The sequence below is a fragment of the Streptomyces sp. NPDC058864 genome (genome assembly GCF_042742985.1).
Lineage (GTDB): Bacteria > Actinomycetota > Actinomycetes > Streptomycetales > Streptomycetaceae > Actinacidiphila.
On the sequence record NZ_JBHYMQ010000003.1, the window covers coordinates 183784 to 209219 of the forward strand.

At 74.0% G+C, this 25436-nt stretch carries 27 protein-coding genes and 1 pseudogene; 16 read left to right on the top strand and 12 right to left on the bottom strand.

What is annotated here, in order from left to right:
- Positions 1 to 60: 60 nt before the first annotated feature.
- From ACFW3D_RS04055 to gnd, 3 genes are all read left to right on the top strand, one after another.
- Entirely contained in the window at positions 61 to 2178 is a 2118-nt protein-coding gene (locus ACFW3D_RS04055; protein WP_500501027.1) for a SpoIIE family protein phosphatase, read from the top strand.
- Between the two features lie 166 nt (positions 2179 to 2344).
- Positions 2345 to 2965, top strand: coding sequence for an SRPBCC family protein (locus ACFW3D_RS04060; RefSeq protein WP_500501029.1), 621 nt, complete (start codon positions 2345 to 2347; stop codon positions 2963 to 2965).
- Between the two features lie 92 nt (positions 2966 to 3057).
- Positions 3058 to 4497 carry an NADP-dependent phosphogluconate dehydrogenase gene (gene gnd / locus ACFW3D_RS04065; RefSeq protein WP_500501031.1) on the top strand — a complete coding sequence of 480 codons (1440 nt, stop codon included), beginning with the start codon at positions 3058 to 3060 and terminating at the stop codon, positions 4495 to 4497.
- 40 nt (positions 4498 to 4537) lie between these two features.
- Here gnd and ACFW3D_RS04070 read toward each other — a convergent pair whose 3' ends face one another.
- Positions 4538 to 6160 carry an ATP-binding SpoIIE family protein phosphatase gene (locus tag ACFW3D_RS04070; RefSeq protein WP_500501033.1) on the bottom strand — a complete coding sequence of 541 codons (1623 nt, stop codon included), beginning with the start codon at positions 6158 to 6160 and terminating at the stop codon, positions 4538 to 4540.
- 204 nt (positions 6161 to 6364) lie between these two features.
- Between ACFW3D_RS04070 and ACFW3D_RS04075 the strand changes: the two genes are divergently transcribed.
- The 5 genes from ACFW3D_RS04075 to ACFW3D_RS04095 all read left to right on the top strand — a co-directional run bounded on the left by ACFW3D_RS04075 (position 6365) and on the right by ACFW3D_RS04095 (position 10694).
- Positions 6365 to 7039, top strand: a complete 675-nt coding sequence (locus ACFW3D_RS04075; protein ID WP_500501034.1) for a response regulator — start codon at positions 6365 to 6367, stop codon at positions 7037 to 7039.
- The gene (locus ACFW3D_RS04080) at positions 7036 to 8097 is read left to right on the top strand and encodes a sensor histidine kinase (protein WP_500501036.1); all 1062 of its coding nucleotides are present in this window, start codon (positions 7036 to 7038) and stop codon (positions 8095 to 8097) included. The genes ACFW3D_RS04075 and ACFW3D_RS04080 overlap by 4 nt, the downstream gene beginning before the upstream one ends.
- A gap of 49 nt (positions 8098 to 8146) precedes the next feature.
- Positions 8147 to 8779, top strand: a complete 633-nt coding sequence (locus tag ACFW3D_RS04085; protein WP_500501038.1) for a nucleoside/nucleotide kinase family protein — start codon at positions 8147 to 8149, stop codon at positions 8777 to 8779.
- A gap of 52 nt (positions 8780 to 8831) precedes the next feature.
- On the top strand, positions 8832 to 9863 hold the full coding sequence (locus tag ACFW3D_RS04090; RefSeq protein WP_500501040.1) for a GNAT family N-acetyltransferase: 1032 nt from the start codon (positions 8832 to 8834) through the stop codon (positions 9861 to 9863).
- Positions 9864 to 10106: 243 nt separating this feature from the next.
- Positions 10107 to 10694 carry a lytic polysaccharide monooxygenase auxiliary activity family 9 protein gene (locus tag ACFW3D_RS04095; protein ID WP_500501042.1) on the top strand — a complete coding sequence of 196 codons (588 nt, stop codon included), beginning with the start codon at positions 10107 to 10109 and terminating at the stop codon, positions 10692 to 10694.
- 166 nt (positions 10695 to 10860) lie between these two features.
- Here ACFW3D_RS04095 and ACFW3D_RS04100 read toward each other — a convergent pair.
- From ACFW3D_RS04100 to ltaE, 4 genes and pseudogenes are all read right to left on the bottom strand, one after another.
- Positions 10861 to 11631 (bottom strand): annotated as a pseudogene (locus ACFW3D_RS04100) (SDR family oxidoreductase); the annotation flags it as partial.
- Positions 11632 to 11693: 62 nt separating this feature from the next.
- Positions 11694 to 12989 (bottom strand): RICIN domain-containing protein, encoded by a 1296-nt coding sequence (locus ACFW3D_RS04105; protein WP_500501044.1) that lies wholly within the window; start codon positions 12987 to 12989, stop codon positions 11694 to 11696.
- A gap of 260 nt (positions 12990 to 13249) precedes the next feature.
- Entirely contained in the window at positions 13250 to 13894 is a 645-nt protein-coding gene (locus tag ACFW3D_RS04110) for a L,D-transpeptidase family protein (RefSeq protein ID WP_500501046.1), read from the bottom strand.
- 102 nt (positions 13895 to 13996) lie between these two features.
- Entirely contained in the window at positions 13997 to 15136 is a 1140-nt protein-coding gene (gene ltaE, locus ACFW3D_RS04115; protein WP_500501048.1) for a low-specificity L-threonine aldolase, read from the bottom strand.
- A 206-nt stretch (positions 15137 to 15342) separates the two neighbouring features.
- Between ltaE and ACFW3D_RS04120 the strand changes: the two genes are divergently transcribed.
- On the top strand, positions 15343 to 16287 hold the full coding sequence (locus ACFW3D_RS04120; protein WP_500501050.1) for a DMT family transporter: 945 nt from the start codon (positions 15343 to 15345) through the stop codon (positions 16285 to 16287).
- Between the two features lie 34 nt (positions 16288 to 16321).
- Here the strand turns inward: ACFW3D_RS04120 and ACFW3D_RS04125 are convergent, their stop codons facing one another.
- Together ACFW3D_RS04125 and ACFW3D_RS04130 are read right to left on the bottom strand one after the other, a co-directional pair.
- On the bottom strand, positions 16322 to 16501 hold the full coding sequence (locus tag ACFW3D_RS04125) for a hypothetical protein (RefSeq protein WP_500501053.1): 180 nt from the start codon (positions 16499 to 16501) through the stop codon (positions 16322 to 16324).
- 38 nt (positions 16502 to 16539) lie between these two features.
- Positions 16540 to 17232: a hypothetical protein gene (locus ACFW3D_RS04130; RefSeq protein WP_500501056.1), complete on the bottom strand. Its 693-nt coding sequence runs from the start codon at positions 17230 to 17232 to the stop codon at positions 16540 to 16542.
- Positions 17233 to 17323: 91 nt separating this feature from the next.
- Between ACFW3D_RS04130 and ACFW3D_RS04135 the strand changes: the two genes are divergently transcribed.
- Entirely contained in the window at positions 17324 to 18328 is a 1005-nt protein-coding gene (locus tag ACFW3D_RS04135; RefSeq protein ID WP_500501058.1) for a DNA polymerase Y family protein, read from the top strand.
- Here the strand turns inward: ACFW3D_RS04135 and ACFW3D_RS04140 are convergent.
- Complete coding sequence (locus ACFW3D_RS04140; protein ID WP_500501060.1) at positions 18301 to 18513, bottom strand: hypothetical protein; 213 nt, start codon at positions 18511 to 18513, stop codon at positions 18301 to 18303. The two genes, ACFW3D_RS04135 and ACFW3D_RS04140, sit on opposite strands and share 28 nt — an antisense overlap.
- A 203-nt stretch (positions 18514 to 18716) precedes the next feature.
- Between ACFW3D_RS04140 and ACFW3D_RS04145 the strand changes: the two genes are divergently transcribed.
- The gene (locus ACFW3D_RS04145; RefSeq protein ID WP_500501062.1) at positions 18717 to 18941 is read left to right on the top strand and encodes a DUF397 domain-containing protein; all 225 of its coding nucleotides are present in this window, start codon (positions 18717 to 18719) and stop codon (positions 18939 to 18941) included.
- Between the two features lie 220 nt (positions 18942 to 19161).
- Complete coding sequence (locus ACFW3D_RS04150; RefSeq protein WP_500501064.1) at positions 19162 to 19395, top strand: DUF397 domain-containing protein; 234 nt, start codon at positions 19162 to 19164, stop codon at positions 19393 to 19395.
- A 44-nt stretch (positions 19396 to 19439) separates the two neighbouring features.
- Here the strand turns inward: ACFW3D_RS04150 and ACFW3D_RS04155 are convergent, their stop codons facing one another.
- The gene (locus ACFW3D_RS04155; RefSeq protein ID WP_500501065.1) at positions 19440 to 19634 is read right to left on the bottom strand and encodes a hypothetical protein; all 195 of its coding nucleotides are present in this window, start codon (positions 19632 to 19634) and stop codon (positions 19440 to 19442) included.
- Between the two features lie 161 nt (positions 19635 to 19795).
- Between ACFW3D_RS04155 and ACFW3D_RS04160 the strand changes: the two genes are divergently transcribed.
- Positions 19796 to 20845, top strand: a complete 1050-nt coding sequence (locus ACFW3D_RS04160) for a CobW family GTP-binding protein (protein WP_500501067.1) — start codon at positions 19796 to 19798, stop codon at positions 20843 to 20845.
- 58 nt (positions 20846 to 20903) lie between these two features.
- On the opposite strand, the gene ACFW3D_RS04165 is transcribed toward ACFW3D_RS04160, so the two are convergent.
- Positions 20904 to 21863, bottom strand: coding sequence for a GlxA family transcriptional regulator (locus ACFW3D_RS04165; RefSeq protein ID WP_500501069.1), 960 nt, complete (start codon positions 21861 to 21863; stop codon positions 20904 to 20906).
- Positions 21864 to 21974: 111 nt separating this feature from the next.
- Between ACFW3D_RS04165 and ACFW3D_RS04170 the strand changes: the two genes are divergently transcribed.
- Positions 21975 to 22295, top strand: coding sequence for a DUF4326 domain-containing protein (locus ACFW3D_RS04170; protein WP_500501071.1), 321 nt, complete (start codon positions 21975 to 21977; stop codon positions 22293 to 22295).
- Between the two features lie 180 nt (positions 22296 to 22475).
- Positions 22476 to 23114 carry an HD domain-containing protein gene (locus ACFW3D_RS04175; RefSeq protein WP_500501073.1) on the top strand — a complete coding sequence of 213 codons (639 nt, stop codon included), beginning with the start codon at positions 22476 to 22478 and terminating at the stop codon, positions 23112 to 23114.
- 31 nt (positions 23115 to 23145) lie between these two features.
- Here ACFW3D_RS04175 and ACFW3D_RS04180 read toward each other — a convergent pair whose 3' ends face one another.
- Both ACFW3D_RS04180 and ACFW3D_RS04185 read right to left on the bottom strand, forming a co-directional pair.
- Positions 23146 to 24189 carry a GlxA family transcriptional regulator gene (locus ACFW3D_RS04180; protein ID WP_500501075.1) on the bottom strand — a complete coding sequence of 348 codons (1044 nt, stop codon included), beginning with the start codon at positions 24187 to 24189 and terminating at the stop codon, positions 23146 to 23148.
- Positions 24190 to 24318: 129 nt separating this feature from the next.
- Positions 24319 to 24771: an ATP-binding protein gene (locus ACFW3D_RS04185; RefSeq protein ID WP_500501078.1), complete on the bottom strand. Its 453-nt coding sequence runs from the start codon at positions 24769 to 24771 to the stop codon at positions 24319 to 24321.
- Positions 24772 to 24929: 158 nt separating this feature from the next.
- Here ACFW3D_RS04185 and ACFW3D_RS04190 point away from each other — a divergent pair, with 158 nt between their 5' ends.
- On the top strand, positions 24930 to 25430 hold the full coding sequence (locus tag ACFW3D_RS04190; RefSeq protein WP_500501080.1) for a metallophosphoesterase family protein: 501 nt from the start codon (positions 24930 to 24932) through the stop codon (positions 25428 to 25430).
- Positions 25431 to 25436: the final 6 nt, after the last annotated feature.

Genomic DNA, 25436 nt, shown 5'->3' on the forward strand with positions numbered 1-25436 from the left:
AGTACGCTGTCCCTGTTCCGGTGCGGCTCGGCGCAGCGGGGAGCGGTTCCGGAGGGCGTGATGGCTGAGTCTCGGGAGTGGGCGCCCCCTGCGCCCGCGACGGTGGCCTGGCCGGCTCCCGCCGCCGCCCGGATGTCCCTCAACGACGTCGGCGGCTTCGACTGGGACCTCGACCGCGACCGCATGCACCTCGACGAGCCCGCCCTGCGGACGCTCGACCTCCGCCCGGAGGACTTCGACGGCGACCCGAAGGCGCTGTTCTCCCGGCTGACGCCCGACGAGGCCGGCGATGTCACCCGGACCATCACCCAGGCCCTCGGCGACGGCCACTCCTCCTTCCTCGCCTTCAGCCGGCTCACGCGCCGCGACGGCCGCCGCGGCTGGATCCGCTTCCAGGGCCGCATCGTCCGCGACGGCACCGGCCGGGCGAACCGCGTGATCGGCCTCGTCAGCGACGCCACCGACGAACTCGCCCAGGCCGCCGAGTGCCTGCGCGCGGACGAGGACGGCCCGACCGAGAGCAACCTGGTCATGGAGGTCACCGCGTCGCTGGCCCGGGCGGTCACCGTGCGCGACGTGACCGCCGCCCTCACCGGGAACCGCAGGATGGACCGGCTCGGGATAGCCAGCCTCTTCCTCGGGCAGGTGGAGGCCGGCCGGGTCCACGTGGTGAGCGACGCCAAGGCGAGCAGCTGGGTGCCGTCGCTGCAGTACACCCGGATCGAGGACGAGTTCCCGATGAGCGAGGTCGTACGCACCCTCGTCCCGCGCTTCATCACCTCCGGCGAGGAGTTCGCCCGGCGCTACCCCGAGTTGTGGCCGCACATCGAGCCGCTCGGCGCCTCCTCCGCCGCCTATCTCCCGCTGATCGCGCAGGGCAAACCCATCGGCGCCCTCGGCCTGCTGTACCGGCACAAGCAGGGCTTCTCCCCACAGGAGCGCCACCTGCTGATCGCGCTCAGCGGCAGCATCGCGCAGAGCCTCCAGCGCGCCATCCTCTTCGACCAGGAGCACGACATCGCGCAGGGTCTGCAGACCGCGATGCTGCCCCGCACCATCCCGCGCATCCCCGGCACCGAGATCGCGGTGCGCTACCGCTCCGCCCGGCTGGCCAGGGACATCGGCGGCGACTGGTACGACGTCGTGGCGATGCCCGGCGGCCGGGTCGCGGTCGTCATCGGCGACGTCCAGGGCCACGACACCCACGCCACCGCCGTCATGGGCCAGTTGCGGATCGCGCTGCGCGCCTACGCCGGCGAGGGCCACCCACCCGCCAGCGTCATGGCGCGGGCCTCGGCCTTCCTGCACGAGCTGGACACCGACCGCTTCGCCACCTGTCTGTACGCCCAGGTCGACCCGGCCACCGGGTCCGTTCTGCTGGTGCGCGCCGGCCACATCGACCCGCTGGTGCGGCAGTCCGACGGCACCGTCCGCGAGCTGCCCACCGCGGGCGGGCTGCCGCTCGGCCTCTCCGCCCAGTTCGGCAGGCCCGACTACCCCGTCACCCCCGCGGAACTCGGCCCCGGCGACACCCTGCTGATGTTCAGTGACGGACTCGTCGAGCGGCCCGGCGCCGACCTCGACGTCGGCGTGCGCAGGCTGTCCGCGGCGCTGTGCGAGGGCCCCCGCAAGATCCCGGACCTCGCCGACCACCTCACCGCCGTCATGGGCGAGCAGGCCACCGACGACGACATGGCGCTGCTGCTGCTCCGGCGCGACAGCGACGCCTCCCCGCACCCGCCGCACCGGCTGCACCGGCACATCGCCCCCGGCGACCCCAAGGCGCTCTCCGAAGCCCGGGCCATGGTCCGCGACGCCATGGCGGGCTGGGGACTGCGCGACCGGGTCGACGAGGCCGAACTCGCCGCCGGCGAGCTGATCACCAACGCGCTGGTGCACACCGACGGCGGTGCAGTGCTCACCCTGCGCATGCTCCCCGACCCCTCCCTGGCCCACGCCACGCCGGACGTCACCCGGCGGCTGCGCATCGAGGTGCACGACCTGGCGGCGAACTGGCCGCGCCGCCGCCGGCCCGGCGAGCGCGAGGTGTCCGGACGCGGTCTGCTGCTCGTCGACGGGCTCGCCGACGCGTGGGGTGTGGAGCCGCACGGTTCGGGCAAGGCAGTGTGGTGCGAATTCCGCGACCGCAGGAGCGGTACGGAGCCCTTCCGGCACTGACCGCGAGGGTACGCGCGCATACCGTTCGCGCCGGTCACGCACCCCGGATTCACCCGGACGGCTCACCCGCCACGACACACCGCCCGATTGGACGCAGGCTGTCGGTGAGGAGCCAAGAAGCCACTCTGCTCACATGCTGGCCGCGCCGGCACCGGGGAGGTCTGCGATGCCGACGGTGTCTACGAGCGTGATCGTCACCCGTACCGTGGAAGAGGTCTTCGACTTCCTTGCCGACGCCCGCAACCTGGCGTCGTGGAACTCCGGTGTCGCCGCCGTGGCGGCGGACGCCGTACCCCCCGGCGAGCGGGCGATGTACCGCTACCACTATCCGGGCCGCCACCGGGAGCACCGGCTGGTCTGCTCGGTCTTCCAGCCCTGCCGGCGGATCACCTACCGCGGCCGGCGGATGTGGAGCCCGCTGGGCACCCAGACGCCCGAGTTCGCGTTCCGGATGCTGCCGCACTCGCGGGGCGCGTTCGTCCAGTTGCAGGTCACCTGCCAGCTCGGCGGCGGCATGCTGCTGCTGGGCCCCTTCCTCGGCTGGGCCTGGCGCCGCGACCTCCCCGAGGACGCGCGCCGGCTGCGCGAGGCCCTCGGCGACCACCACGTCGCGCCGCCGCCCCCGCTGCCGCCCCCGCCACCACCCCTTCCGGCGACGGGGCCGCTGCGGGCGGCCCAGGCCCGGGCACCGGCACCGGCGGGGGCCGTCCCCGCGCCGCCGGCCAGGGGACTGCGCCGTGCGATGTCCCGTGTAGCAGGTCAGGGCCGGATCGGCACGGGCAGCTGACGGATCCGCGGGAATCCCGGCCACCCGGCCGGTTCGCTGACAGGCTGGACGCCGTACGTGCCCCCGCACCACAGCACAGAGAGGAACCGCAGATGGCGGAGCAGGCCCGCATCGGCGTCACCGGACTCGCGGTCATGGGCCGCAACCTGGCCCGGAACCTCGCGCGGCACGGCCACCCCGTGGCCTTGTACAACCGCACCCCGGCCAGGACGCGCTCCCTGGTGGAGGAGTTCGGCGGCGAGGGCGAGTTCCATCCGGCGGAGTCCCTCAAGGAGTTCGTCGACTCGCTCGAACGGCCCAGGCGCATCATCATCATGGTCAAGGCCGGTGCCCCCACCGACGCCGTGATCGACGAACTGGTGCCGCTGCTGGAGCCCGGCGACATGGTCGTCGACGGCGGCAACGCCGACTACCGCGACACCCGGCGCCGTGAGAAGGCGCTGCGCGAACAGGGACTGCACTTCGTCGGCACCGGGATCTCCGGCGGCGAGGAGGGCGCCCTCAACGGACCCTCGATCATGCCGGGCGGTTCGGCGGAGTCGTACGAGTCCCTGGGCCCGATCCTCGAGGACATCGCCGCCAAGGTCGACGGGGTGCCCTGCTGCACCCATGTCGGACCGGACGGTGCCGGACACTTCGTCAAGATGGTCCACAACGGCATCGAGTACTCCGACATGCAGCTCATCGCCGAGGCCTACGACCTGCTGCGGCACGCCGCCGGCAAGCGGCCGGGCGAGATCGCGGAGATCTTCCGCACCTGGAACTCCGGCCGCCTGGAGTCGTACCTGGTCGAGATCACCGCGGAGGTGCTGGCCCACACGGACGCCGGCACCGGCAAGCCGTTCGTCGACGTCGTGCTGGACCAGGCGGGCCAGAAGGGCACCGGCAGCTGGACCGTGCAGAACGCCCTGGAGTTCGGCGTCCCGGTCTCCGGCATCGCCGAGGCCGTCTTCGCACGCTCCCTGTCCGGCAGCGCGGAGCTGCGGGCCGCCTCGCACGGGCTGCCCGGACCGGCGGAGACCTGGCTGGACAGCGCGGCGGGCGACCGCTTCGCCGACGACGTCGAACAGGCGCTGTACGCCTCGAAGATCGTCGCCTACGCCCAGGGCTTCAACCTGATCCAGGCGGGCAGCAAGGAGTTCGGCTGGGACATCGACGCCGGCTCGATGGCGACGATCTGGCGCGGCGGCTGCATCATCCGGGCGCGCTTCCTCAACCGCATCAAGGAGGCGTTCGACTCCGAGCCGGGCCGTCCCACGCTGCTGACCGACGACCACTTCGCCGAGGCACTCGGCGAGGCGCAGGCGGCCTGGCGGCGGGTCGTCTCCACGGCGGCCCAGCTCGGCGTGCCCGCGCCCGGGTTCTCGGCGGCGCTCGCGTACTACGACGCCCTGCGGGCGGAGCGGCTGCCGGCCGCGCTCATCCAGGGGCAGCGCGACTTCTTCGGCGCGCACACCTACAAGCGGGTGGACAAGTCCGGCTCCTTCCACACGCTGTGGGGCGGCGACCGTTCGGAGCACTCCGCCGACTGACGCATTCCGCCGCGTGGGCCCGGCGAGGCCCGGCCCGGGCCTACGCGGCGGCCGGCGGGATGATCGGCTGCTCCGCCCAGACCGTCTTGCCCGTCCTCGTGTAGCGGGTGCCCTGGGCGTCGGTGAGCTGGGCGACGATGGACAGCCCCCGTCCGTCCTGGTCGCTGGGCGCGGCGTGGCGCGGGTGCGGGGCGGCGCTGCAGGAGTCCGACACCTCGCACACCAGCACCCGGTCGCGGATGAGGCGCAGCCGGATCGGCCCCGTGGAGTACCGGATGGCGTTGGTGACGAGTTCGCTGACGACCAGGGTGGTGGTGAAGGCCAGCTCCGGCAGCTTCCATTCGGTCAGCAGCCGGTCCGTCCAGGCCCGTGCGTCGGCCACCGCCGCGGGGTCGTTGGGGATCTCGCGGGTGGCGACGTCGTCGGTGTCCAGGGCGCGGGTCCGGGCGGCGAGGAGCACCGGGTCCGTGCCGCACGCCGCACCGCGCAGGATGCCGTCGAGCACCGTCGCCGGGTCCGCGGCCGCGGCGTCGTCGGCAGGCAGCACGCGCAGCCCCGTCAGCTGGCCCGCGCCCTCCGCGCCGGCGGGGACGCCGTCCGTGCCGCAGCTCAGCAGCAGCACGCTGCCGGGCGGCACGTCGCACTCGGTGACAGACGGCTCGCCGGGCGCGTGGACGTCCCCGTCCACCGCCTGCGGGGGCGCCGGCGGCGCCGGGTCCGCGGCCGCGTATCCACCGCAGGCCACCGTGCAGCGGCAGGCCACCGGGTCGTAGACCACGATCAGGCACTGGTCGGCCTCGTCGCCGGCGGGGGTCGCGGTGGGCCGGTGGAGCCGGGAGATGACCTCGCCGGGGCTCATGTCGAGCAGCATCAGTGCCCGCACCGCCGCCTTGAGCTGGCTCATCGCGGTCGCCGCGGAGACGCCCTGCCCGCGGACCGAACCCGTCACCAGGGCCACCCGGGCGCTGGGCAGCGGGATGACGTCCACCCAGGCCCCCGGGGCCGCGGACGGCGGCAGGTGCCCCCGGGGGTCCTCGATGGCGTTGACCTGCGGGCCCTGCGGTGCGAGCAGGGCCTCCTGCAGGATCCGCCCGGCGGCGTTCCGGACCAGGCGACGGCGGGCGCCGTCCAGCAGGCGGGCGGCCTTGCGGGCCAGGTTGCCTGCGGCCAGCAGGTCGCCCCGCGAGAAGGCGGGGGAGCCCGTCGTCCGGTAGAAGGCCGCGACGCCGAGGACGACACCGCCGACGTCCAGCGGCATCACGAGCAGGGAGTGCGTGCCGGTGATCCGCAGCAGCGGCGCGCGCACCGGGTCGCGGGTGAGCCACCCCGTCTGCGGGCGCAGGTTCATCACCAGGTGCGGTCGCAGGTCGGTCAGCGACGCGTGGTACGGCGTCCTGTCCGGCAGGGTGCTGATCTCGCCGACCTCGTAGGCGCGCGGGATCGCGGCGCCGCGCGCCGCCCGGAAGGCCCCCCGGCGGAAGGTGAGTGCGGTGGCGGGCAGCCCCGAGATGGCGGCCTGCTCCGAGACGGTGGCGTCCGACACCTCGACGGCGGCGAAGTCGGCCACGGCCGGCACGGCTGAATCCACGAGCTGCTGGGCTGCGTCGTAGGACCACGGCCGGACCGGGGGGCCGGCCTGGGGCGGGAGGGTGGCACAGAGCATGACGGTCGCCTCGGGTGCGGTTCGGGATCGGCGGTTGGTGTGCCTTTCAAGCACTCTCTTCGAGCGTGCCTCCGCACCGGGGCGGACACATCCCCGCCGGGCCGCAGACGTCATCGGGGATTTCCCGCAGACGTGACTGCGGGTTTCCCGCAACACCGGCGGCGCGGGCTGCCCACCACGCGCGCCCGATCTAACGTGTGTGCTATGGACGTCCTCAGCCGCTCCGACGGCAGGCAGCCGCACCCGGCCATCTCGGTCGTACTCGCCGACGACCACCTGGTGGTCCGCGCGGGCATGCGGCTGCTGATGGCCGCCGACCCGGCCTTCGAGATCGTCGCCGAGACGTCGACCGTGCCGGAGACCCTGGAGGCCGTCCGACGCCATCACCCGCGGGTGCTGGTCCTGGACCTGACGATGTCCGGCAGGTCCAGCCTGCCGACGATCCCGGCGCTGCTCACCGAGTCACCCAGGACGCGCATCCTGGTGCTCACCATGCAGGAGGACCCGGCGTTCGCCCGCGAGGCACTGCGCACGGGAGCGGCCGGCTACCTGCTGAAGGAGGCCGCCGCCGAGGAACTGCTCGCCGCCGCCCACCAGGTCGCCGGCGGCGCCACCTACGTCCAGCCCTCGCTCGGGGCGCGGCTGGCCGTCGAGGACCTGGACCTGGCCGAGCGGTACCACGAGGAGCCGCTCACCGACCGGGAGGCGCAGGTGCTGACCCTGCTGGCGCTGGGGCACACCAACCAGGAGATCGCCCGGCGCCTGTTCGTCTCCGTACGGACCGTGGAGACCCACCGGTCACGGCTGCGGGACAAGCTCGGCAAGGAGAGCCGGGCCGAGCTGATCGCCGCGGCCAGAGAGCGCGGGCTGGTGGCATGACGCCGTCCGGCCCAGGAAGGACCGGGACGCGCCTGGCCCTGGAGGGGCTGGGCACCTGCCTGCTGGCGGCGGCGATCGTCATGGAGGTCACCGACCGCTCGCATCGCTGGGAGCTCGGTCTCGCTGTTGTCGCCGCCTGCTGCTACCTGGCGCTCACTCCGCTGGTGGCGTCGCGGCAGCGGGTGTGGCTGGTGGTGGCCATCGCCGTCGCCCTGATGCTGACGGTGGCCGGGACGGTCCGCGTCGCCCAGCAGCCGTCGCTGAACGTCCTGCACGTGCTGCCGCTCCTGCTGGTCGCCTACGCCCTCCTCGCCGTCCGTTCCTCGGCCCGCCGGGAGGCGAGGCTGCGCCGCGAGCGCGTCAGGGCCCGGCACGACGGGGAGGAGCGCGAGCGCCGCCGCTGGGCGCGCGAACTGCACGACGACACCCTGCAGGAACTGGGCGCGGTCCAGGTGGTGCTGTCCACCGCCGCCGCGGACGGCCGGCCGGAGGCCATGCGGGAGGCCATCGACCAGGCACGCGGCCTGGTCGGCAACCAGATCGCCTCGCTGCGCCACCTGATCGTCGACCTGCGGCCCGTGGTCCTGGACGAGCTGGGACTGCGCCCCGCCCTGCAGGCGCTGTGCCGGCGCTCGTTCGAGACCTACGGCATCCGCACCGAGCTGCGGCTCGGCCCGCACTCGGACACCGTCTGCGGACGGCTCACGGCCGAGACGCAGGCGCAGATGTACCGGATCGTCCAGGAGGCGATCACCAACGCGGTGAAGCACGCGGAGCCGACCCGGGTGGTGGTCAGCCTGGAGAGCGACCAGCGCGGCGTGCACGTGTCGATCACCGACAACGGGCACGGCATGGCCGCGGCGACCGCCGCCGGCCGTGGCACCCTCCGCGCCGCGGAGCCGCCACCGCCGCAGAGCCGGGGCATCGGCCTGTCCGCGATGCGTGAGCGCGCCGAGCTGATCGACGCCCGGCTCGCCGTCCGCAGTGCCCCGGGCGAGGGCACGACCGTCGACCTGCGGGTACCGTGGGCGCCGGGCGAGGTCTCCGACGAGGAGTGAGCACGGGCCGCCTGCGCGCGCGTGGACCTCGACCGGCACCATGGAGGGCGTGCGACTGACGCCTGTGACCTGGGAACGGCTGACCGAGACCCTCGCGGACCGCGTGCTGGAACTGAAGCCGGACGACGGCGGCGAGCGCCCCCGGGTCGCGGTCGACGGCGCACCGGCCACGCGCCCGGACGCTTTGGGGGACGCGCTGGCGGAGGCACTGCGGCTGAGGGGCCGTCCGGTCGTCCGGGTACGGGCGGAGACCTACTGGCGGCCCGCCTCGCAGCGCTACGAACTGGGGCGCCACGACCCCGACTCCTTCTACGAGCGCTGGCTGGACACCGGGGCGCTGTGGCGAGAGGTCTTCGACCCCCTCGCGCCGGAGGGCAGCGGGCGCGTGCTGCCCTCGCTGTGGGACCCGGCGACCGACCGTGCGACGCGAGCGGCCTACCGGGAACTCCCGCCCGGGGGTGTGCTGTTGCTGGAGGGCGCGCTGCTGCAGGGCTACGGCTTCCCCTTCGACCTCTGCATCCACCTGAGGATGTCGGGGGCGGCCCTTGCGCGCCGCACGCCGGAGGACGAGCGCTGGACGCTCCCGGCGTACGCCCGCTACGAGCAGGAGGCCGCACCGGGCGTGACCGCGGACGTCCTGGTGCACACCGACGACCCGCGGCACCCGGCCTGGAACGGGTGACCCGGCGGCCCTTGCCGCCGCCCCGCCGCGACCGTTAGCGTCGCGGACCACCATGACTGTCGCCATCGCCCCGCTGACCACCGAGCACGTTCCCGAGGCAGCGGCCCTCCTCGACCGCTGGTACGCCAGGACCCGCAAGGCGCTGCCCCACCAGGCGGGGCGGACCACGTCGCCGCCGCCGGGGGAGGAGCTGCTGGGCAAGGTCCTGGCCGGGCCCGGCGTGGAGGCCGTCCTCGCCCGGGGCGGCGACGGGGCGGTCACCGGCTACCTCGCCGCGACCCCGCTCGACCTCGCGGACGGGGACCGGGCGGCGCTGCGCGCCCATCCGCACTCCGCCCTGGTCCCGTACGGCGGGCACGCGTTGCGCGGCGGCCGGGACGGGGTGCCGGACGACGTGCTCCGCGGGCTGTACGCGGTGGTGGCCGCGCGTCTGGTCGCGGAGCGCCGGTACGTGCACTACGTGGACCTGCCGGCCGACGAGGCGGCGGCCGCGGCCTGGTTCCGCACCGGCTTCGGGCTGGAGCGGGTGCGCGGCCTGATGGCGGTGCGGCCGCGCGGGCGGCAGCCGCGTGGGGTGGACGCGCTGTCGGTGCGCCGTGCGGGGCCCGGTGACCTGGACCGGATCGGGCGGATGGCGGTGGAGGCGGCACGCGCGGACCGCGGCACGGCGGTGTTCCGGCCGCAGCCCGAAGGGGCGTTGGCGACCTTGCGGACGCACTACGCCGACGCCCTGGCCGACGCGCGCTGCGGTGCGTGGGTCGCGGCCCGCCGGGGCGAGGAGATCGGCATGGTGGTGCTGACGCCCGCGGCACCGGGACCGGTCGTGCCCGACGGGTGCGTGGAACTGGTCGAGGCGTACGTGACGCAGGCCGCGCGGGGCGAGGGCATCAGCCGGGTGCTGCTCGCTACCGCGCTGGCATGGGCCTACGACAGCGGCTACCGGCACATCACGGCGAGTTGGCCGGCGGGTTCGCCGGTGTCCGCCGCGCACTGGCCGGCGGTGGGCTTCCGGCCGGTGGCCTACCGGCTGCAGCGGGTGCTGGACCCGCGTATGTGCGGGACACCACAACGCCGGCAGGTTTGAGTGGTGCGGAGCACTCCTCCTTCACTGTTAAACTAATTTCGGATCGTCCGGCGGACCCACGAGCGTCCGCGACGAACTCCCCGGCTGCCCCGGCCAGATCCCCCCGTCCTGGCCGGGGCTTTCCCTTGTTCTTGGTCTGGACATGACCAAATCATGGGAGTACCTTCGCTGTTGGTCTAGACCTAATGCCTGCAGGCTGCGCACTGCTCTCAGAACTCCCCCACGTTCTCCGAGGAGCGAAGCATGCACAAATTCCGAGCCGCCGCCGTCGGCCTGGGTCTCGTCGGGCTGTCCGTGCTCGGCACCGGCAGCGCCTGGAGCCACGGGTACACCGACGCCCCCATCAGCCGTCAGAAGCTCTGCGCCAACGGCACCGTGACGAACTGCGGTGACATCCAGTGGGAGCCGCAGAGCGTCGAGGGCCCCAAGGGCTTCCCGTCCTCCGGCCCCTCCGACGGCACCCTCTGCGCCGGTGGCAACAGCCGGTTCGCCCAGCTCGACAACCCGCGCGGCGGTACCGGCTGGCCCACCACCAAGGTGACGTCCGGTCAGAACTACAGCTTCCGCTGGCAGTTCACCGCCTCGCACGCGACGAGTGACTTCAAGTACTACATCACCAAGCAGGGCTTCGACCCCAGCCGGCCGCTCACCCGCTCCGCGCTGACCCTGACGCCGTTCCTGACCGTCAACTACAACGGCGCCAGGCCGCCCGCCACTCTCACCCACCAGGGCACCATGCCCAGCCGGACCGGGCGGCACATCATCCTGGCCGTCTGGTCCGTCGCGGACACCGGCAACGCCTTCTACGCCTGCTCCGACGTGCAGTTCTAGGACGACACGGCCCTACGCGTCCGGAGCGGGTCGGCGGCCGAGCAGCCGCTCCCGTACGGCGTCGGCGCCCGCGGGCGACGCCAGCCCGCCCGCCCCCGGGGCCCGAAGCCTCGGGGCCGGCCGCATCGCCGCCGGCGCCGGTGCCCGAACGCTCCGTGCCGTCCGTGCCGCCGGTGCGGGCGGCACGGACCCGTGTCCCGCCGTCCACCACCAGCTCGGCACCCGTGATCCAGGCCGCCTCGTCCGAGGCGAGCCAGCGCACGGCCCGGGCCACGTCGCCGGGCTCGCCGATCCGTCCCATCGGCAGCCCGGCGGCGATCGCGTGCTCGGCGTCCTGCCAGACGAAGCGTGCCATCCCGGTGCGCACCAGGCCGGGGGAGACCGCGTTGACCCGTACGGCCGGGCCGAGTTCGCCCGCGAGCTGCATCGTCAGGTGCAGCAACGCCGCCTTGCTGGTGCCGTAGGCGCCGACGTTGGGCCCGACGTGCCCGGCGCCCTCGGTGCAGACGTTGACCACCGAGCCGCCGTGCTCGCGCATCCAGGCCCGCCAGGCCAGCTGCGTCAGCCGCAGGGGCGCCTCGACGTTGACCGTGAACGCGGCCCGCCACAGCTCCGGGTCGGCCTCCGCGAGGGGCCCGTAGGGGAGATTGGTGGCGGCGTTGTTGACCAGGACGTCCAGGCCGCCGAGCGCGCGCACCGCGAGCGCCGTGCACTCCGCGAGGTGGCCCGGGTCGGCCACCGTCCCGGCCAGGGTGGCCACGGTGTGCCCGGCGGCGCGCAGCCGACCGGCCGCCGCCTCCAGCCGGACCGGGTCGCGGGCGGTGAGCAGGGTGCGCGCGCCCGCGGCGGCCAGTTCCGCGGCGACGGCCAGACCGATCCCGCCGGACGCGCCGGTGACCAGCGCCGCGCGTCCGGCGAGGGGGAGGGGTTCCGTCATGGGGCGACGGTCCCATGACGTGCCGTCGGTTTCCAGGGGCCCGGCCGCCCGGGGTCAGGGGGTCAGGGGGTCAGGGTCCACTTCTGGTTGGCGCCCCCGGTGCAGGTCCACAGCTGGAGCCTGGTCCCGTTCGCGGAGTTGTTGCCGGCGACGTCCAGGCACTTGTTCGCCTGCGGGTTGACGATGTCGCGCGCCCCGCTGAGGACCCACTTCTGGTTGGCGCTGCCGGCGCAGTCCCACAGCTGCAGCTGGGACCCGTCGGCGGTGCCGAAGTCCTTGACGTCCAGGCACTTGCCGAGGGCGCGCAAGGTGCCGTCCGAGGCGGCGGTCCACTGCTGGGCGGCGGTGCCGTTGCAGTCGTAGAGCTGGACGGGGGTGCCGTTGGCGGGGTTGGCCCCGGCGACGTCGACGCACTTGCCGGCCAGGCCCGTGATCCGGCCGGTCGTGCCGCCCCCGCCCCCGCCGTCGGAGGTGGTGACGCGGACGTAGTCCACGACCAGCTGCTGCGGGAAGGCGGTGCTGCCGTCGGGGTCGCCCGGCCAGTAGCCGCCCACCGCGAGGTTGAGGATGACGAAGAACGGCTTGTTGAACACCCACCGGCGGCCGCCGAGGTCGGCCGGGGTGCGCCGCTGGTAGACGGTGCCGTCCACGGACCAGCTGATGGAGTCCGGGCTCCAGTCGACGGCGAAGGTGTGGAACGCGTCGGCGAACGCCTGCCCGCCCGGCAGGGTGTAGCCGGCGCCGATGCCGCCCGAGCCGAAGTAGTCCGGGCCGTGGATCGTGCCGTGGACGGTGCCGGGCTCGAAGCCGACGTTCTCCATGATGTCGATCTCGCCGCTGGCGGGCCAGCCGACGTCGCCGATGTCGTTGCCCAGCATCCAGAACGCCGGCCACATGCCCTGGCCGCGGGGGATCTTCATCCGGGTCTCGACGTGGCCGTAGGTGGTGGTGAAGCGGCCCGCGGTGTTGAGCCGGGCGGAGGTGTACTGGCAACTGCCGTACCAGCACTGGTAGCCGGCGGGGTTCTCCTTGCGGGCGGTGATGACCAGGTGGCCCTGGCCGTCGAGGGCCGCGTTGCGGTTGCCGGCGGTGTAGTACTGCCGCTCGTGGTTGTTGACGTTGTCGCCGGTCTCGATCTGCCACTTGCCGCCGTCCACGGCGCTGCCGGCCGCGCCGTCGAACTCGTCGGCGAAGGTGGTCACGGCGGCGGTGGCGGCGGGGGATGCGGGGAGCGGACGGTCGGCGGGGCCGGTGGTGGTGAGGGCGGCGAGGGCGAGGAGCCCGGCGGTGGCGGCCGTGAGCAGGCCGCGGGCGCGCGGGCGTCGGCGCGGGCGGGGGCGTGGGGGGAGTGCCTTCACAGGGGCGCTGCCTTTCGGGGCGGTCGTGGGTTGGGGTGACGGGCGGAGCCGGGCATGGAAGTCATGCACCTGACATTTCTTGAACCCTCGTGCGTGGGGGCATGGGATTCCCGTCCGTCTTTGTTCAAGGCTTAGTTCACGCCGTGATTGAACTGCCGCCCCCAGGCGCCGTCAAGAGGTCTGGACCAAGAAGGGCGGACGGTCCCGAGCGGATGCTCCCGCCCGGTCCCGCCCGCCCCCCCCGTCGACGCCGCGACGCGTCACGTACCGGGCTTGCGCCCGTACACGTACACGTCGTCACCGTTCTTCAGCAGGCTCCAGTACTTCTTGGCGTCCCCGCTGCGCATGTTCACGCAGCCGTGCGACCCCGGCGGCGACCACACGCTCCCCGCGATCGAGTGGAGCGCCTGCCCCCGGTCGAAGAACTGGCTGTAGGGCATGGCCACGTTGTAGAGCGTCGACCAGTGGTCCTTGTGGCGCCAGTAGATCTTCTTGGCGCCGGTGCGCGTCTCGTAGCCGTTGCGGCCCGTCCGCACCGGGACCGGCCCGAACTTCAGCTTCTTGCCGTCCTGTATCCAGCTCAACTGCCGCGTGAGGTCCACGCAGGCGATCCGCCCCTTGTTGGTGGGGCACTTGCCGGCCTTGTTGGGATTGCTGCCCGCCGCCTTCTGGGAGTTCATGATCTTCATGACGCCCCAGGTCACCGGCCCCGCGTAGCCGATGTTCGGGGATATCCCGTACTTCGTCTGGAAGGCGCGCGTCGCCTTGCAGTCGGCCGCCGACTGCTTCCCGTCCACCGGCCGGCCGAGGAACTTCTCCACTTGCTTCTGGTACGGCCCCTTGCTCGTCGTGCACGACGCGGCCTGCGCCGTGCCGCCCCCCGCCACGACCGGTGTCACGGCCATCACCGCCACCGCGAGGGCGGCCCCCGCCCGGCGTCCCGCTGACGCTCCCGCTCTCATCGCATCCCCTTCCCCGGTGAGGCCGTCGCGCGACGGCCTCACCCCCTAGGACAACCGGGAGCCACCGGAGGTTGCGGAACGACCGGTACGGGAAGCGGAAGTGGCGGTCCGTCGGCCGCGCGGGGCCCCGTCCAGGGCGTCGCGGACGATGCGGACGGCCTCCTCGGTGTCGGCGCGCGACACGTCCAGGTGGAAGACGAAGCGCAGCCGCCCGGGGTAGCCGGCGCAGCGCAGCCCGCGCCGCGCCAGAAGCTCCTGCACCTCCTCGGCGGAGAGCCCCGGCGCCGGCTCGGCGAAGACCATGTTGGTCTGGGCGTCGCCCACCACCAGACCGGGCACGCCCTTGATCCCCTCCGCGAACAGTGCCGCGTTCGCGTGGTCCTCGGCGAGCCGTTCCACCTGGTGCTCCAGCGCGTACAGCGCCCCCGCGGCCAGGATGCCCGCCTGCCGCATCCCGCCGCCGAGTGCCTTGCGCCAGCGCAGCGCCCGCGCCACGAACTCCCGGCTGCCCAGCAGTGCGGATCCGACCGGAGCGCCCAGGCCCTTGCTGAAGCAGACCGAGACGCTGTCGAAGTGACCGGCGATCAGCCGCGCCTGCTCGTACGGATCGCCGCCCGCGGCCACCGCGGCGTTGAACAGCCGGGCCCCGTCGAGGTGCGTGGCCAGCCCGTGCTCACGCGCCAGCCCGGTCGCGGCCCGCAGGTAGTCCACGGGGACGACCCGGCCGCCGATGGTGTCCTCCAGGCACAGCAACCGGGTGCGCGGGAAGTGCGGGTCGTCCGGCTTCACCGCGGCCGCGATGTCGGCCGGGTCCAGCGTCCCGTCCGCACGGTGGGGCAGCGGCTGCGGCTGGATCCCGCCGAGCACGGCACCGCCGCCGCCCTCCCAGCGGTACACGTGCGCCGACTGCCCGGCGATGTACTCGTCACCGCGGCCGCAGTGCGTCAGCAGCGCGCACAGGTTGCTCTGCGTCCCGGACGAGACGAACAGCGCCGCCTCGAACCCGAGCCGCTCCGCGACCCGGTCCTGGAGGGCGTTGACGGTCGGGTCGTCGGCGAAGACGTCGTCCCCCACCTCCGCATCCGCCATGGCGCGGCGCATGTCGGCGCCGGGCCGTGTGACGGTGTCGCTGCGCAGGTCGATGACCCGTCCGGGCTGCTCGTCGGTGACATCAGTGATCGGCATGCGTTCACCCTGCCATGCCCGCCCTTCGGTAGGATCGTCGGGTGAATTCCTACTGGCACGTCGTCCTTCCGCCGCTGTGCGCCTGACAGGGCGCACTCACTGACGACTCGGACCACCGCCCCCGCAGGCCGCCCGGCCGCCGGGGCAGGTCGGGTGCGCCCGTTCCGGATCCGCTTCCACCGATTCGTGACGAAAGGCCACCCCCCGTGCCGGACAGCACCCCCTCCCTCGCCCCCGCACGCCCGCTCGCGCCCGATGCCCCCGGCCCCCGGCCCCGGTTCGTCCACGGCGCACTGCCCATCCTCGCCGCCGCCGTGTTGTGGGGCACCACCGGCACCGCCGCGTCCTTCGCGCCCGCAGGCGCCCCGCCCGCCGCGGTCGGCGGTGCCGGACTCACCCTCGGCGGGCTCCTGCTGCTGGCCGGGGCGCGCGGGGCGCGGACCCTGCTGCGGACCGCGGGCCTCCGCGGGTCGGTGCTGCTCGCCGTCGGCGCACTGGCCGTCGCCGGCTATCCGCTCTCGTTCTACCCGGCGGTCTCCCGTACCGGGGTCGCCGTGGCCACCGTCATCGCTCTGGGCTGCGCGCCGGTCCTCACCGGACTCCTGGCCTGGGCGGCGGGCCTGCACCGGCCCAGCCGCCGCTGGGCCGCCGCGACGGCCGTGGCCGTGCTCGGCTGCGCACTGCTGGTGCTCGGCGGTGCGGACGCGGGCCCGGCGGCGCGCACGGACGCCGCGGGGGTGGTCCTGGCGGCCGTGGCCGGGCTCTCGTACGCGGTGTACTCCCTGGTCGGTGGGCACTTCATCGGCCGCGGACAGGCGCCGGGCGCCGTGATGGGAGTGCTCTTCGGCTCCGCCGGACTGCTGACCCTCCCCGTGGTGCTCGCCTCGGGCGCGCTCTGGCTCGGCACACCGCGTGGTGCCGGGGTGGTGCTGCACCTCGCCCTGCTGACGACCTTCCTGGCTTACCGGCTCTTCGGGCACGGACTGCGGTACACGCCCGCCTCGGCCGCCACCACGCTCACCCTCGCCGAGCCCGCCGTGGCCGCCCTGCTCGGGGTGGCCGTGCTCGCGGAGCGCCCCACGCCGCTGTCCTGGGCGGGACTGGCCGTCCTGGTCCTCGCCCTGGCGGTGCTCTCCCGCAGGGATCGCTGACGGACGTCCGGACGGCGCCGGCCCCCGCCCCGGGTCACTGGGGCGGGACGTCGTCCATGCGCTCGCCCTCCGCCTGGGAGGGGGTCGTCCGGGGCACGTCCGGGTGGATCTCCATCGTGCTGCGCTCGGCGTCGTCGTAGATCCGCTCGCCCTCCGCCTGGGAGGGGGTCTCGGCGTAGAGGTACGGATCGGCGTCCGAGGACGTGGACTTCATGGCGGACCTCCTACGGTCGCTGCCTCCATCCTGCTCCCTCAGGCCCTGCGGGGCGAGACCAGCAGGAACACCCGCCGCCGGCGGTCGTGGTGGAGCGTGCACTGCCAGCCGTAAGTCTCCAGGACGCCCTGGCACCGGGCCGGCCCGGCCTCTGCGGTGCCGGGAGCGCTCCCGGCGGGGGAGTGCCAGGACACCTCCACGACCCCGCTCTGGGCGGCGGGCGCGACGGCGTAGCCGGTGACCGACGGGTTCCCGGCGGCGTCACGCGCGGACGGCGGCAGGCCGGCCGCCTCCAGGGCCAGGGCGACGGCGTGGACGAGGCGTTCGCGTTCCCAGGGCGCGGGCCGCGAGGTGTCGCCGTCCTGCAGCACGCGGCGTATCTCCAGCAGCCCCGACCAGGCCGAGGCGACCTCGCCGGCACGGCCCGGGGCGGCGGTGCCCGTGCCGTGCCCGTCGTCGGCGGTGAAGCCGGGCCCCGGGGCCCGCGCCGGCTCCGGTCCGGGCGTCGTGTCCCGCTGCGTCTCCGCCTCGGCGCGGGGGAGCTCCGCGCGGGCAAGTTCGGTGCGGACCCGGCGGCCCTCCTGGGTCAGGTAGTAGCCGCCGGTACGGCCGTAGCGCACGGCGAGGCCCTGCCTGGTCAGCGCGGCGCAGGTCGGTTCGCGCGCGCTCAGCTGGCCGGTGTTGGCGTCGGACTCCAGCAGGGCTCGGCGCTGGACGGCGGTCAGGGTCATGCGACGCACCCTATGAGCCGGACGCGGGGAGCCGTAATGCCCTACACTCAAAATCGAGCACCTGTTCGAAAGAGGTGGAGGCGGACACATCATGGTCGAAGCCGAGCCGCACCAGGGCCACGGGCCCTGTGTGCTGTACATCCGCTGCGGCGGGGCCGACCCGGCGACCCTCGCGGCGCTGGCCGGGCTCGTCGGGCAGTTCACCCCCGTCGTCCGCGCCGAACCGCCGGACGCCGTCGTGGCCGACGTGCGCTCCGCGGTGAGCTTCTACGGGCTGCTGCCCGAGCAGCTCGCCCTCATGATCAGCACCCGGGCCTCGGCCCTGTTCGACGTGAGCCTGACGATCGGCGTCGCCGGGAGCCGTACGGTCGCCGCCATGGCAGCCCACGACGTCCTCGTCGGCCGGATCCGCGCCGTCGACTCCGATCCGCGGGCCGTCGCCGACTTCCTGCGGGCCCAGCCGGTCGCGGCCCTTCCCGGGATCACCGCGGCGGCCGTCCGGATGCTGGCCGCGGCCGGGCTGGACACCGTCGGCAAGGTGGCCGCCGCGCCGCTGCCCGACGTCCAGGCGGTCCTCGGTGCCGCTCCCGGGCGTGGCGTGTGGGAACGCGCGCACGGCCTCGACCCCGCCCCGATCACCCCCGGGCATCCGCCCGGCTCGCTCGCCGCCGACCGCCTGTTCACGGCCGACCCCACCGATCCCACCGACCGCGGCGCGCTGAGCCGGGCCGTCCTCGAACTGGGGCTGGGCCTCGGTGACCGGCTGCGCAGCACCGGCCGTACCGCCACCGCGCTCACCTTGACCGTCCGGCTCGCCGGCGGCTCTTCCGTCAGCCGCAGCCGCACCCTGCCGGAGCCCACCTCCGACCCCGGAGAACTCGCCGAGGCCGCCTATGCCATGCACGAGGCCCTGGGCCCGCACGGCGCTCCCGTGCGTGCCGTGGCCCTGCGCGCCGAAGGGCTGTCCGCGGCCGACGCCCACCGGGCCCGTGCCGTGCCGGTCGGTGCGGGCCGGGGCCGGGCCGTGCTGCCCTCGACCTTCGCCGATCCGCCCGCGCCCGGTCCCGCTCAGGAGGGGCGACGGCTGTCCTCGTGAAGCGCCCGGAGCGCGGCGGCCATCACCTCCGCGCCGTCCAGCGGGCGCGGCAACGGGGCGCGCCGGGCCCGCGCCATGTCGCCGAAGCACGCGTCGCACACGGAGAGCGGGAGATGACGGATGCCGCAGTCGCGGACGGTGTCGTTCTCCCGCCCGCAGACGTCGCACCCCGATGATGCCGCCATGTGTTCGATACTGCCTGGTTCCGGCGTTTCGCGACAGGGTGCGACCGGTGCTCGACGATCCGTCAGCAGTCCTTCGCCCAGGGGTACTTGGACCGGCTCGGAGCTTCATCCCGATCCCGGGCGCGGCGCCGGTTGCGAGGCGGCCGGGACAGGCTGAGGGTGGGAAGGGGGAACATCCGATCGAGTGTCGAACGGAGCATCTCATGCAAGCGAGAAAGGCCGAACTGTACGCGCGTGACCTGACGGACGCGCGCTGGGTCAAGAGCAGCAAGAGCCCCTACCGGGAAACCTGCGTCGAGGTGGCGGAGCTCGCCGGCGGAGCCGTCGCGATCCGCGACTCGAACGACAAGGACCTGCCGCCGCTGCGGTTCACCGCCGAGGAGTGGACGGCGTTCCGGGAGGGTGTGCGCGACGGAGAGTTCGGTTAGGACCCACCGCGTACGACCTCGTTTGGCGGGCCGGTCCGCCGAGGCTCGACCGCTCCGGTGAGCGGGCCCGCCAAGCCCCCGGGTGACGGCGTGGAGCCGGGGGTCGGCCGAACTCAAGGTTGCCTGAGGCAACCGCATCACCTCGGCGGTTGCGCCGCGGGAGGGGTCGGGGCCACGGTGGTGTGGGAACGCAAGACCGAACCTCGAACGGGGGTTCCCCATGCGAGCGAGAAAGGCCGACCTCTACGCGCGGGACCTGACGGAAGCGCGCTGGGTCAAGAGCAGCAAGAGCGGTTACCTGCCGGAGTGCGTCGAGGTGGCGGAGCTCGGCGGCGGAGCCGTGGCCATCCGTGATTCCGAGAACAAGGACCTGCCACCTCTGCGGTTCACCGCGCAGGAGTGGACGGCGTTCAGGGAAGGTGTGCGCGAGGGCGAGTTCGGCCGGCAGCCGTGACGTCCTCCGCGCTCGGCGGGCCGGCGGACCGGCCCGCCGAGCCTTCATGCGTCGCCCAGCACCCGGAGCGTCTGGGCCCGCAGCGCGCACGCCACCATGCCTTCGCGGGTGTGCCGCACCTGCGGTTCCGTCGCCGGGTGCCGCCCGGAGATCAGGTCGACGATGCGGTACGCCGTCTCCTCGTCCTCCGCCGCGATGCACACCAGCACCGTCCCGCGGTCCGGCTCCTGCTGCGCCATGGGCGCCTCCTCCGTCGTCCGGCCATCCCCGTGGACGCGTCGGAAGACCCCGCCGGCCCCGCCGCGGTTCTGCGCCCGGCGCCGGTTCACCCGCACGAAGCACCACCGGGTGCGCGGGGCTTACGATGAGGGGCCGGCAGCCCGTACCCGGAGAGGAAGCCTTGGCCAAGCAACGGATTCCGGTCGTCGTCATCGCGGGATTCCTGGGCTCGGGAAAGACCACGCTCCTCAACCACCTCCTGCGCAACAGCGGCGGCACCCGCATCGGCGCCATCGTCAACGACTTCGGCAGCATCAACATCGACGCGCTCTCCGTCGCCGGCCAGGTGGACTCCATGGTCGCCCTCGACAACGGCTGCCTGTGCTGCGCCGTGGACGCCACCGAGATGGACGACATGCTCGCCCGGCTCTCCCGCCCGCAGGCCCGCATCGACGTCATCGTCATCGAGGCGAGCGGACTCGCCGAGCCCCAGGGCATGATCCGGCTTCTGCTGGCCAGCACCGACGGCGCCATCACCTACGGCGGGCTGGTCGAGGTCGTCGACGCCGCCGAGTTCGAGGCGGTGCGCGCCCGGCATCCCGAACTCGACCGCCATGTGCGGGCCGCCGACCTCGTCGTCCTCAACAAGACCGACCGTGTCGACGCCGCCGGCCGCGAACGGGTCCGTGATGCGCTGACGGCCGTGGCCCCCGGGACGCCGCTCGTCGAGGCCGCCCACGGCCGGGTGGACCCCGCCCTGCTCTTCGAGCCCCGGCCGCGCACGGCGGACGGCACGTCCGCCCGCCAACTCTCCTTCGAGGAGCTGTACGCCGACGACGGGCACGGGCACCACGCGGACGGCGACCACACCGGCCACCTCCACGCGGCGTACGACAGCGTGGAGTTCACCTCCGAGGCGCCGCTGCACCCGCGCCGGCTGATGGAGTTCCTCGACGGCAGGCCCGCCGGGCTCTACCGGATGAAGGGTTTCGTACGTTTTGCCGCGCCCGCCCACCGGCAGAAGTACACGCTGCACGCCGTCGGCGGCTTCCTGCGCTTCCTGCCGTCCCCTTGGTCGCGGGGTGAGTCCCGCGCCACCCGCCTGGTGATGATCGGTTCGGGGCTCGACGCGGACGCCCTGCGCAAGGGCCTCGACGCGTGCGTGGCCGAACCGGGCGAGGAACTCCGCGAGGACGCCATGCTGGGCGTCCTGCGCCACGTCCGCCCCTGACGCCGCCCGCCCGGGACCCGGCCCGCGAAGTGCCCAGGGGCAGCCGAACGTTCCGGGCTCAGCGGCCGCGCAGCGCCCCGGCCGTCGTGCCGGTGCGGTCGCGGAGGAGGACGCGCAGGGTGTTGGCGTGCTCGTAGCCTACGCGGCGGGCGACGACCTCGACGGGGAGGTCGGTGGTGCGCAGCAGGTGCGTGGCCCGCTCGACGCGCAGGTCCTGGACGAAACGGACCGGGGACACACCCAGCACCCGCCGCACGGCACGCTGCAGGGTCCGCTCGCCGACCCCCAGGTCGCGGGCGGCCGCCGCGATGCTGACCGGCTCCTCCAGACGCTGCCGCACCCAGCGCTCGAACGCGGCCACCGTCGGATCGGCCATGGCCAGGGCGCTGGGGATGGCGTACGCCGACTGTGACGGGCGCTCGTCCACGACCAGGTAGCGTGCGATCAGGTCGGCCAGGGCCGGGCTGGACATGCGCACCACCGCCAGCGCCAGGTCGACGTGGCCGAAGGCGGCGCCGGCCGTCGTGACGCCGTCGCAACTGGTCACCATACGGGTCTCGTCGACCGTGACGGCCGGGTAGCGCTGCCGGAAGACCGGCGCCAGCCACCAACTGGTCGTCGCCCGCCGCCCGTTCAGCACCCCGGACTCGGCGAGCAGGAAGGTGCCCGTGCAGGCCGAGGCGACGGGCGCGCCGCGCTCGCGCGTGGCCGCCACCAGACGTCGCACCGCGGCCGTCCCGGGGCCCGACACGCGTTCCACGAGGGCGTCCGGCCGCCGCTCCGCGAGCGCCGGGACGAGCAGCAGGTCGGCCCGCTCGGCCTCGCCGGCGGGCGCCGTCGCCACCGTGTGCCCGGCGCCGGTGCGGACCCGGCGGCGCGGGCCGACCGTCGTCACGCCCCAGGCGGGCGGCGGCTGCGGGAGCTGCTCGCGCATCGCGTTGGCCGCCTCGAGGACGTCGAGGACCGCCGAGAGCCCGGAGTCGAACACGCCGTCGTACGCCACCACTGCCACGTCCATGACGGAAACGCTATCGAACACGTCGCTTCCGACGCCGGGGGAACGGCGCCGTACGGCATACGTTCCCGGTGTCGGGGCGGACGCACCCCGGATCACGGGAAGGAAGAGGTCATGAACGAGGACGAGCCGCGGACCACTGTCGTCAACCTCAAGGGCCACCGCGACGACCCCGGGTACGCGGATGTCGTCTACGTGGGCCGGCCGATGCACCGCGGCGGATGGCACCTGGCCGGATCCCCGCTGGCCAGCCCCTACCGCCCGGGGCCCGACGGCACCCGCGAGGAGGTGTTGGACAAGTACCGCGCTCACCTGCTGGCCCGCCCCGACCTGCTCGCGCTGCTGCCCGCGCTGCGCGGCCGCAGGCTGGGCTGCTGGTGCGTGCCGCAGCCGTGCCACGCGCAGGTCGTGGCGGAACTCGCCGACGCGTCCTGAACCCGCCCAGCCGGACGGGGACGACCGGACGGGGACGGCCGGGCGCGTGTCCCGATCCGAGGGTCGCGCGTCCCTCCTGCATCCGGCGGGGCCGCCCCCCGCGTCCGACGATGGATCCATCGGCACCGGGCGCCCTGCCCGGAGGCCGCCGGAACCCGGAAACCTGTCAGGAGATTCGACGTGGCTGAAATCATCGCGGACATCGAGGTGCCCGGCACCCGCCTCGTGGCGGAGGCGACCGAACTCGTGCGGAAGGCCGCCGACCCGGTCGTCTTCCACCACTCCCGCCGGGTGTACTTCTGGGCGTCGATGCGCGGCCGCAACCGCGGCTGGGACTTCGACCCCGAGCTGCTGTACGTCGGCGCCCTCTTCCACGACCTCGGACTGACCGACACCTACGCCCGTACCGACCAGCGCTTCGAGATCGACGGCGCCGACGAGGCCCGCCGCTTCCTGCTGGAGCACGAGGTCCCCGAGGAGCGCGCGCGGCTGGTGTGGGAGGCGATCGCCCTGCACACCACCCCGGAGATCCCGTGGCACATGGCGCCCGAGATCGCCCTGGTCACCTCGGGCGTCGAGGTCGACGTCCTCGGCATCGGGTACGACGAGATCACGCCGCAGGAGCGCGAGGCGGTCGTCGCCGTCCACCCGCGGCCCGACTTCAAGAACAACATCCTCAAGGAGTTCACCCACGGCATCGCGCCGCGCCCGGACACGACGTTCGGCAACGTCAAGGCCGACGTCCTGGAACGCTTCGTGCCGGGCTTCGTCCGCGGGAACTTCGTGGACACCATCCTGCAGTCCCCCTGGGCCGAGTGATCCCCGGACCGGGGCGTTCCGGCGGTCGTGCTCATTGGTCGTGGGTGTCGCCGGTGCTGCCGTTGCGGTGGGGGCGGGTGGTGCGGAAGCGGTCGCGGTAGGCGCCGGGGCTGATGCCGAGGCGGCGGCGGAAGGCCCGGCGCATGGTTTCCTCGGAGCCGAAGCCGCTCCGGCGCGCGACGGTGTCGAGGGCGTCGTTGCCGGCTTCGAGGAGGGCCTGGGCGGCTTCGACGCGGATGCGTTCGACGTATTGCGCGGCAGTGCCGCCGGTCTCGGTGCGGAACAGGCGGGTCAGATGGCGCGAGCTGACTCCGGCGCGTGCCGCCAGGGCGGGGAGGCCGTGGTCGGCGGAGGGGTCGGCCGTGACCTGGTCGAGTACCTGGCGCAGTACCGAGTGGGCGGGGTGGTGGGGGCTCTGCCGGACGCTGAACTGTGACTGGCCGCCGGGGCGGGCCATGAAGACGACGAGGAACTTGGCGGCCTTGCGGGCGATGGCGGGGCCGAGGTCGGACTCGACCAGGGACAGGGTCAGGTCGATGCCGGCGCTGATGCCGGCGGAGGTGATGTAGCGGCCGTCGCGGACGAAGATGGCGTCGCGGTCGACGGTGATCTTGGGGTAGCGGGCGGCGAGGTCGTCGGCCAGCCGCCAGTGGGTGGCGGCCCGTCGTCCGTCGAGCAGTCCGGTCGCGGCCAGCGGGAACGCGCCCGCGCAGACCGAGGCGACGGTGCGGGAGCGGTCCGCGAGCCGGGTGATGCCGGCCACCAGCGCGGTGTCGGCGACCGCCGCCCACCAGTCCGGGCGGCCGGGGACGACGAGGGTGCCGACGGGGAAGTCGACCTCCTCCAGCGACAGGTCCGGCAGCAGCCGCAGCCCCGCGGTCGTGCGCACCGGACCGCCGTCCAGCGACACCGTCCGCGTCACATAGTTCCCGCCGTACTCGTTCGCCGCCGTGTACACGTCCAGCGGACCCGTCACATCCATCAACTGCACACCCTCGAACAACAGCACCACCACCCGGTGCGGCACCACCGACGCGGTCCCCGACGGCACGGACGGCTTCACACGGGACGTCACAGCGGTTCCTCCGGATGCGGGCCGGTGTCCGGCGGGACCGCCGCGGTCGCCCATGTGGCCCGCGTCCGGCGGACGTTGGATCCGCCGGTCCCTGTCCGGTCCGTCATTCTCACCCATGTCCGCCGGCACCTACGACGCCGGGCTGGTGACCCCCGCGACGGAGCGCTGGAGCGGGGCGAGCCGGCGCGTGGTCACCACGCGGCGGCCGCGCTCGTCGTCGTGGATGCAGGTCGACCCGGCCAGCCGGCGCACGATCTCCAGCCCGCGGCCGTGCTCGTCCGGCGGGGTGCTGTCGCTGTCGGGGGAGGCCCCGTCGTGATGCCGGGCCTCGCCGCTGTCGGTGACGGTGATGACCAGGCCGTCGTCGTGCATGGAGAGCCGGATCGACATCTGGGCCCGGCCGTGGCGCGCGGCGTTCGCGGCGAGCTCGTCGACGATCAGCTCGGCGGCGATCCGGTCCTCCGCGGCCAGTCCCCACAGCCCCAGCAACTCGGACGTGAAGTGCCGCGCGGCGCCCACGTACGCGGCCTCCGCGGGCTGCACGAGTTCCGCCGAACGGGTGGGGGTGGTGTCACCGCACATGACGTGTGGGCCCTTCATCGATGAGGCCCGCGGTCCCGGCGACCGCGGGGTCGCCCCACCGGCCACGCCGCCCCGCGCGGCACGCCGTGACGTCGGCCTCCCTTCCGGCCGCCGTGCCCGGCACCGCTCCCGTCCCCCCGCGCGGATAGCGTGGACGTGTGCGTCTTCTTGTGATGTCCGATACACACCTGCCCAAACGTGCCAAGGCGCTTCCGGCCGAACTACTGGAACGGATTCCCGGGGCGGACGCCGTCATCCATGCCGGCGACTGGGTCGACGCCGCGACCCTGGACCTGCTGCAGGCGAGGTCCCGCCGGGTGATCGGGGTGTACGGCAACAACGACGGCACCGAGCTGCGGGCCCGGCTGCCCGAGGTCGCCCGCGCCGAGCTGGGCGGGCTGCGCTTCGGCGTGGTGCACGACAGCGGCCCCGCGCAGGGACGCGAACGCCGCTGCGAGGAGCGCTTCCCGGACCTCGACGTCCTGGTCTTCGGGCACAGCCACATCCCCTGGGACAGCACGGCGCCGGGCGGCCTGCGGCTGCTCAACCCCGGTTCGCCGACCGACCGCAGGCGTCAGCCGTACTGCACCTACCTCACCGCCGTGGCGGCCGGGGGCGCGCTGACCGAGGTGCGGCTGCACGAACTGCCGCGGCGCTGAGCCGCG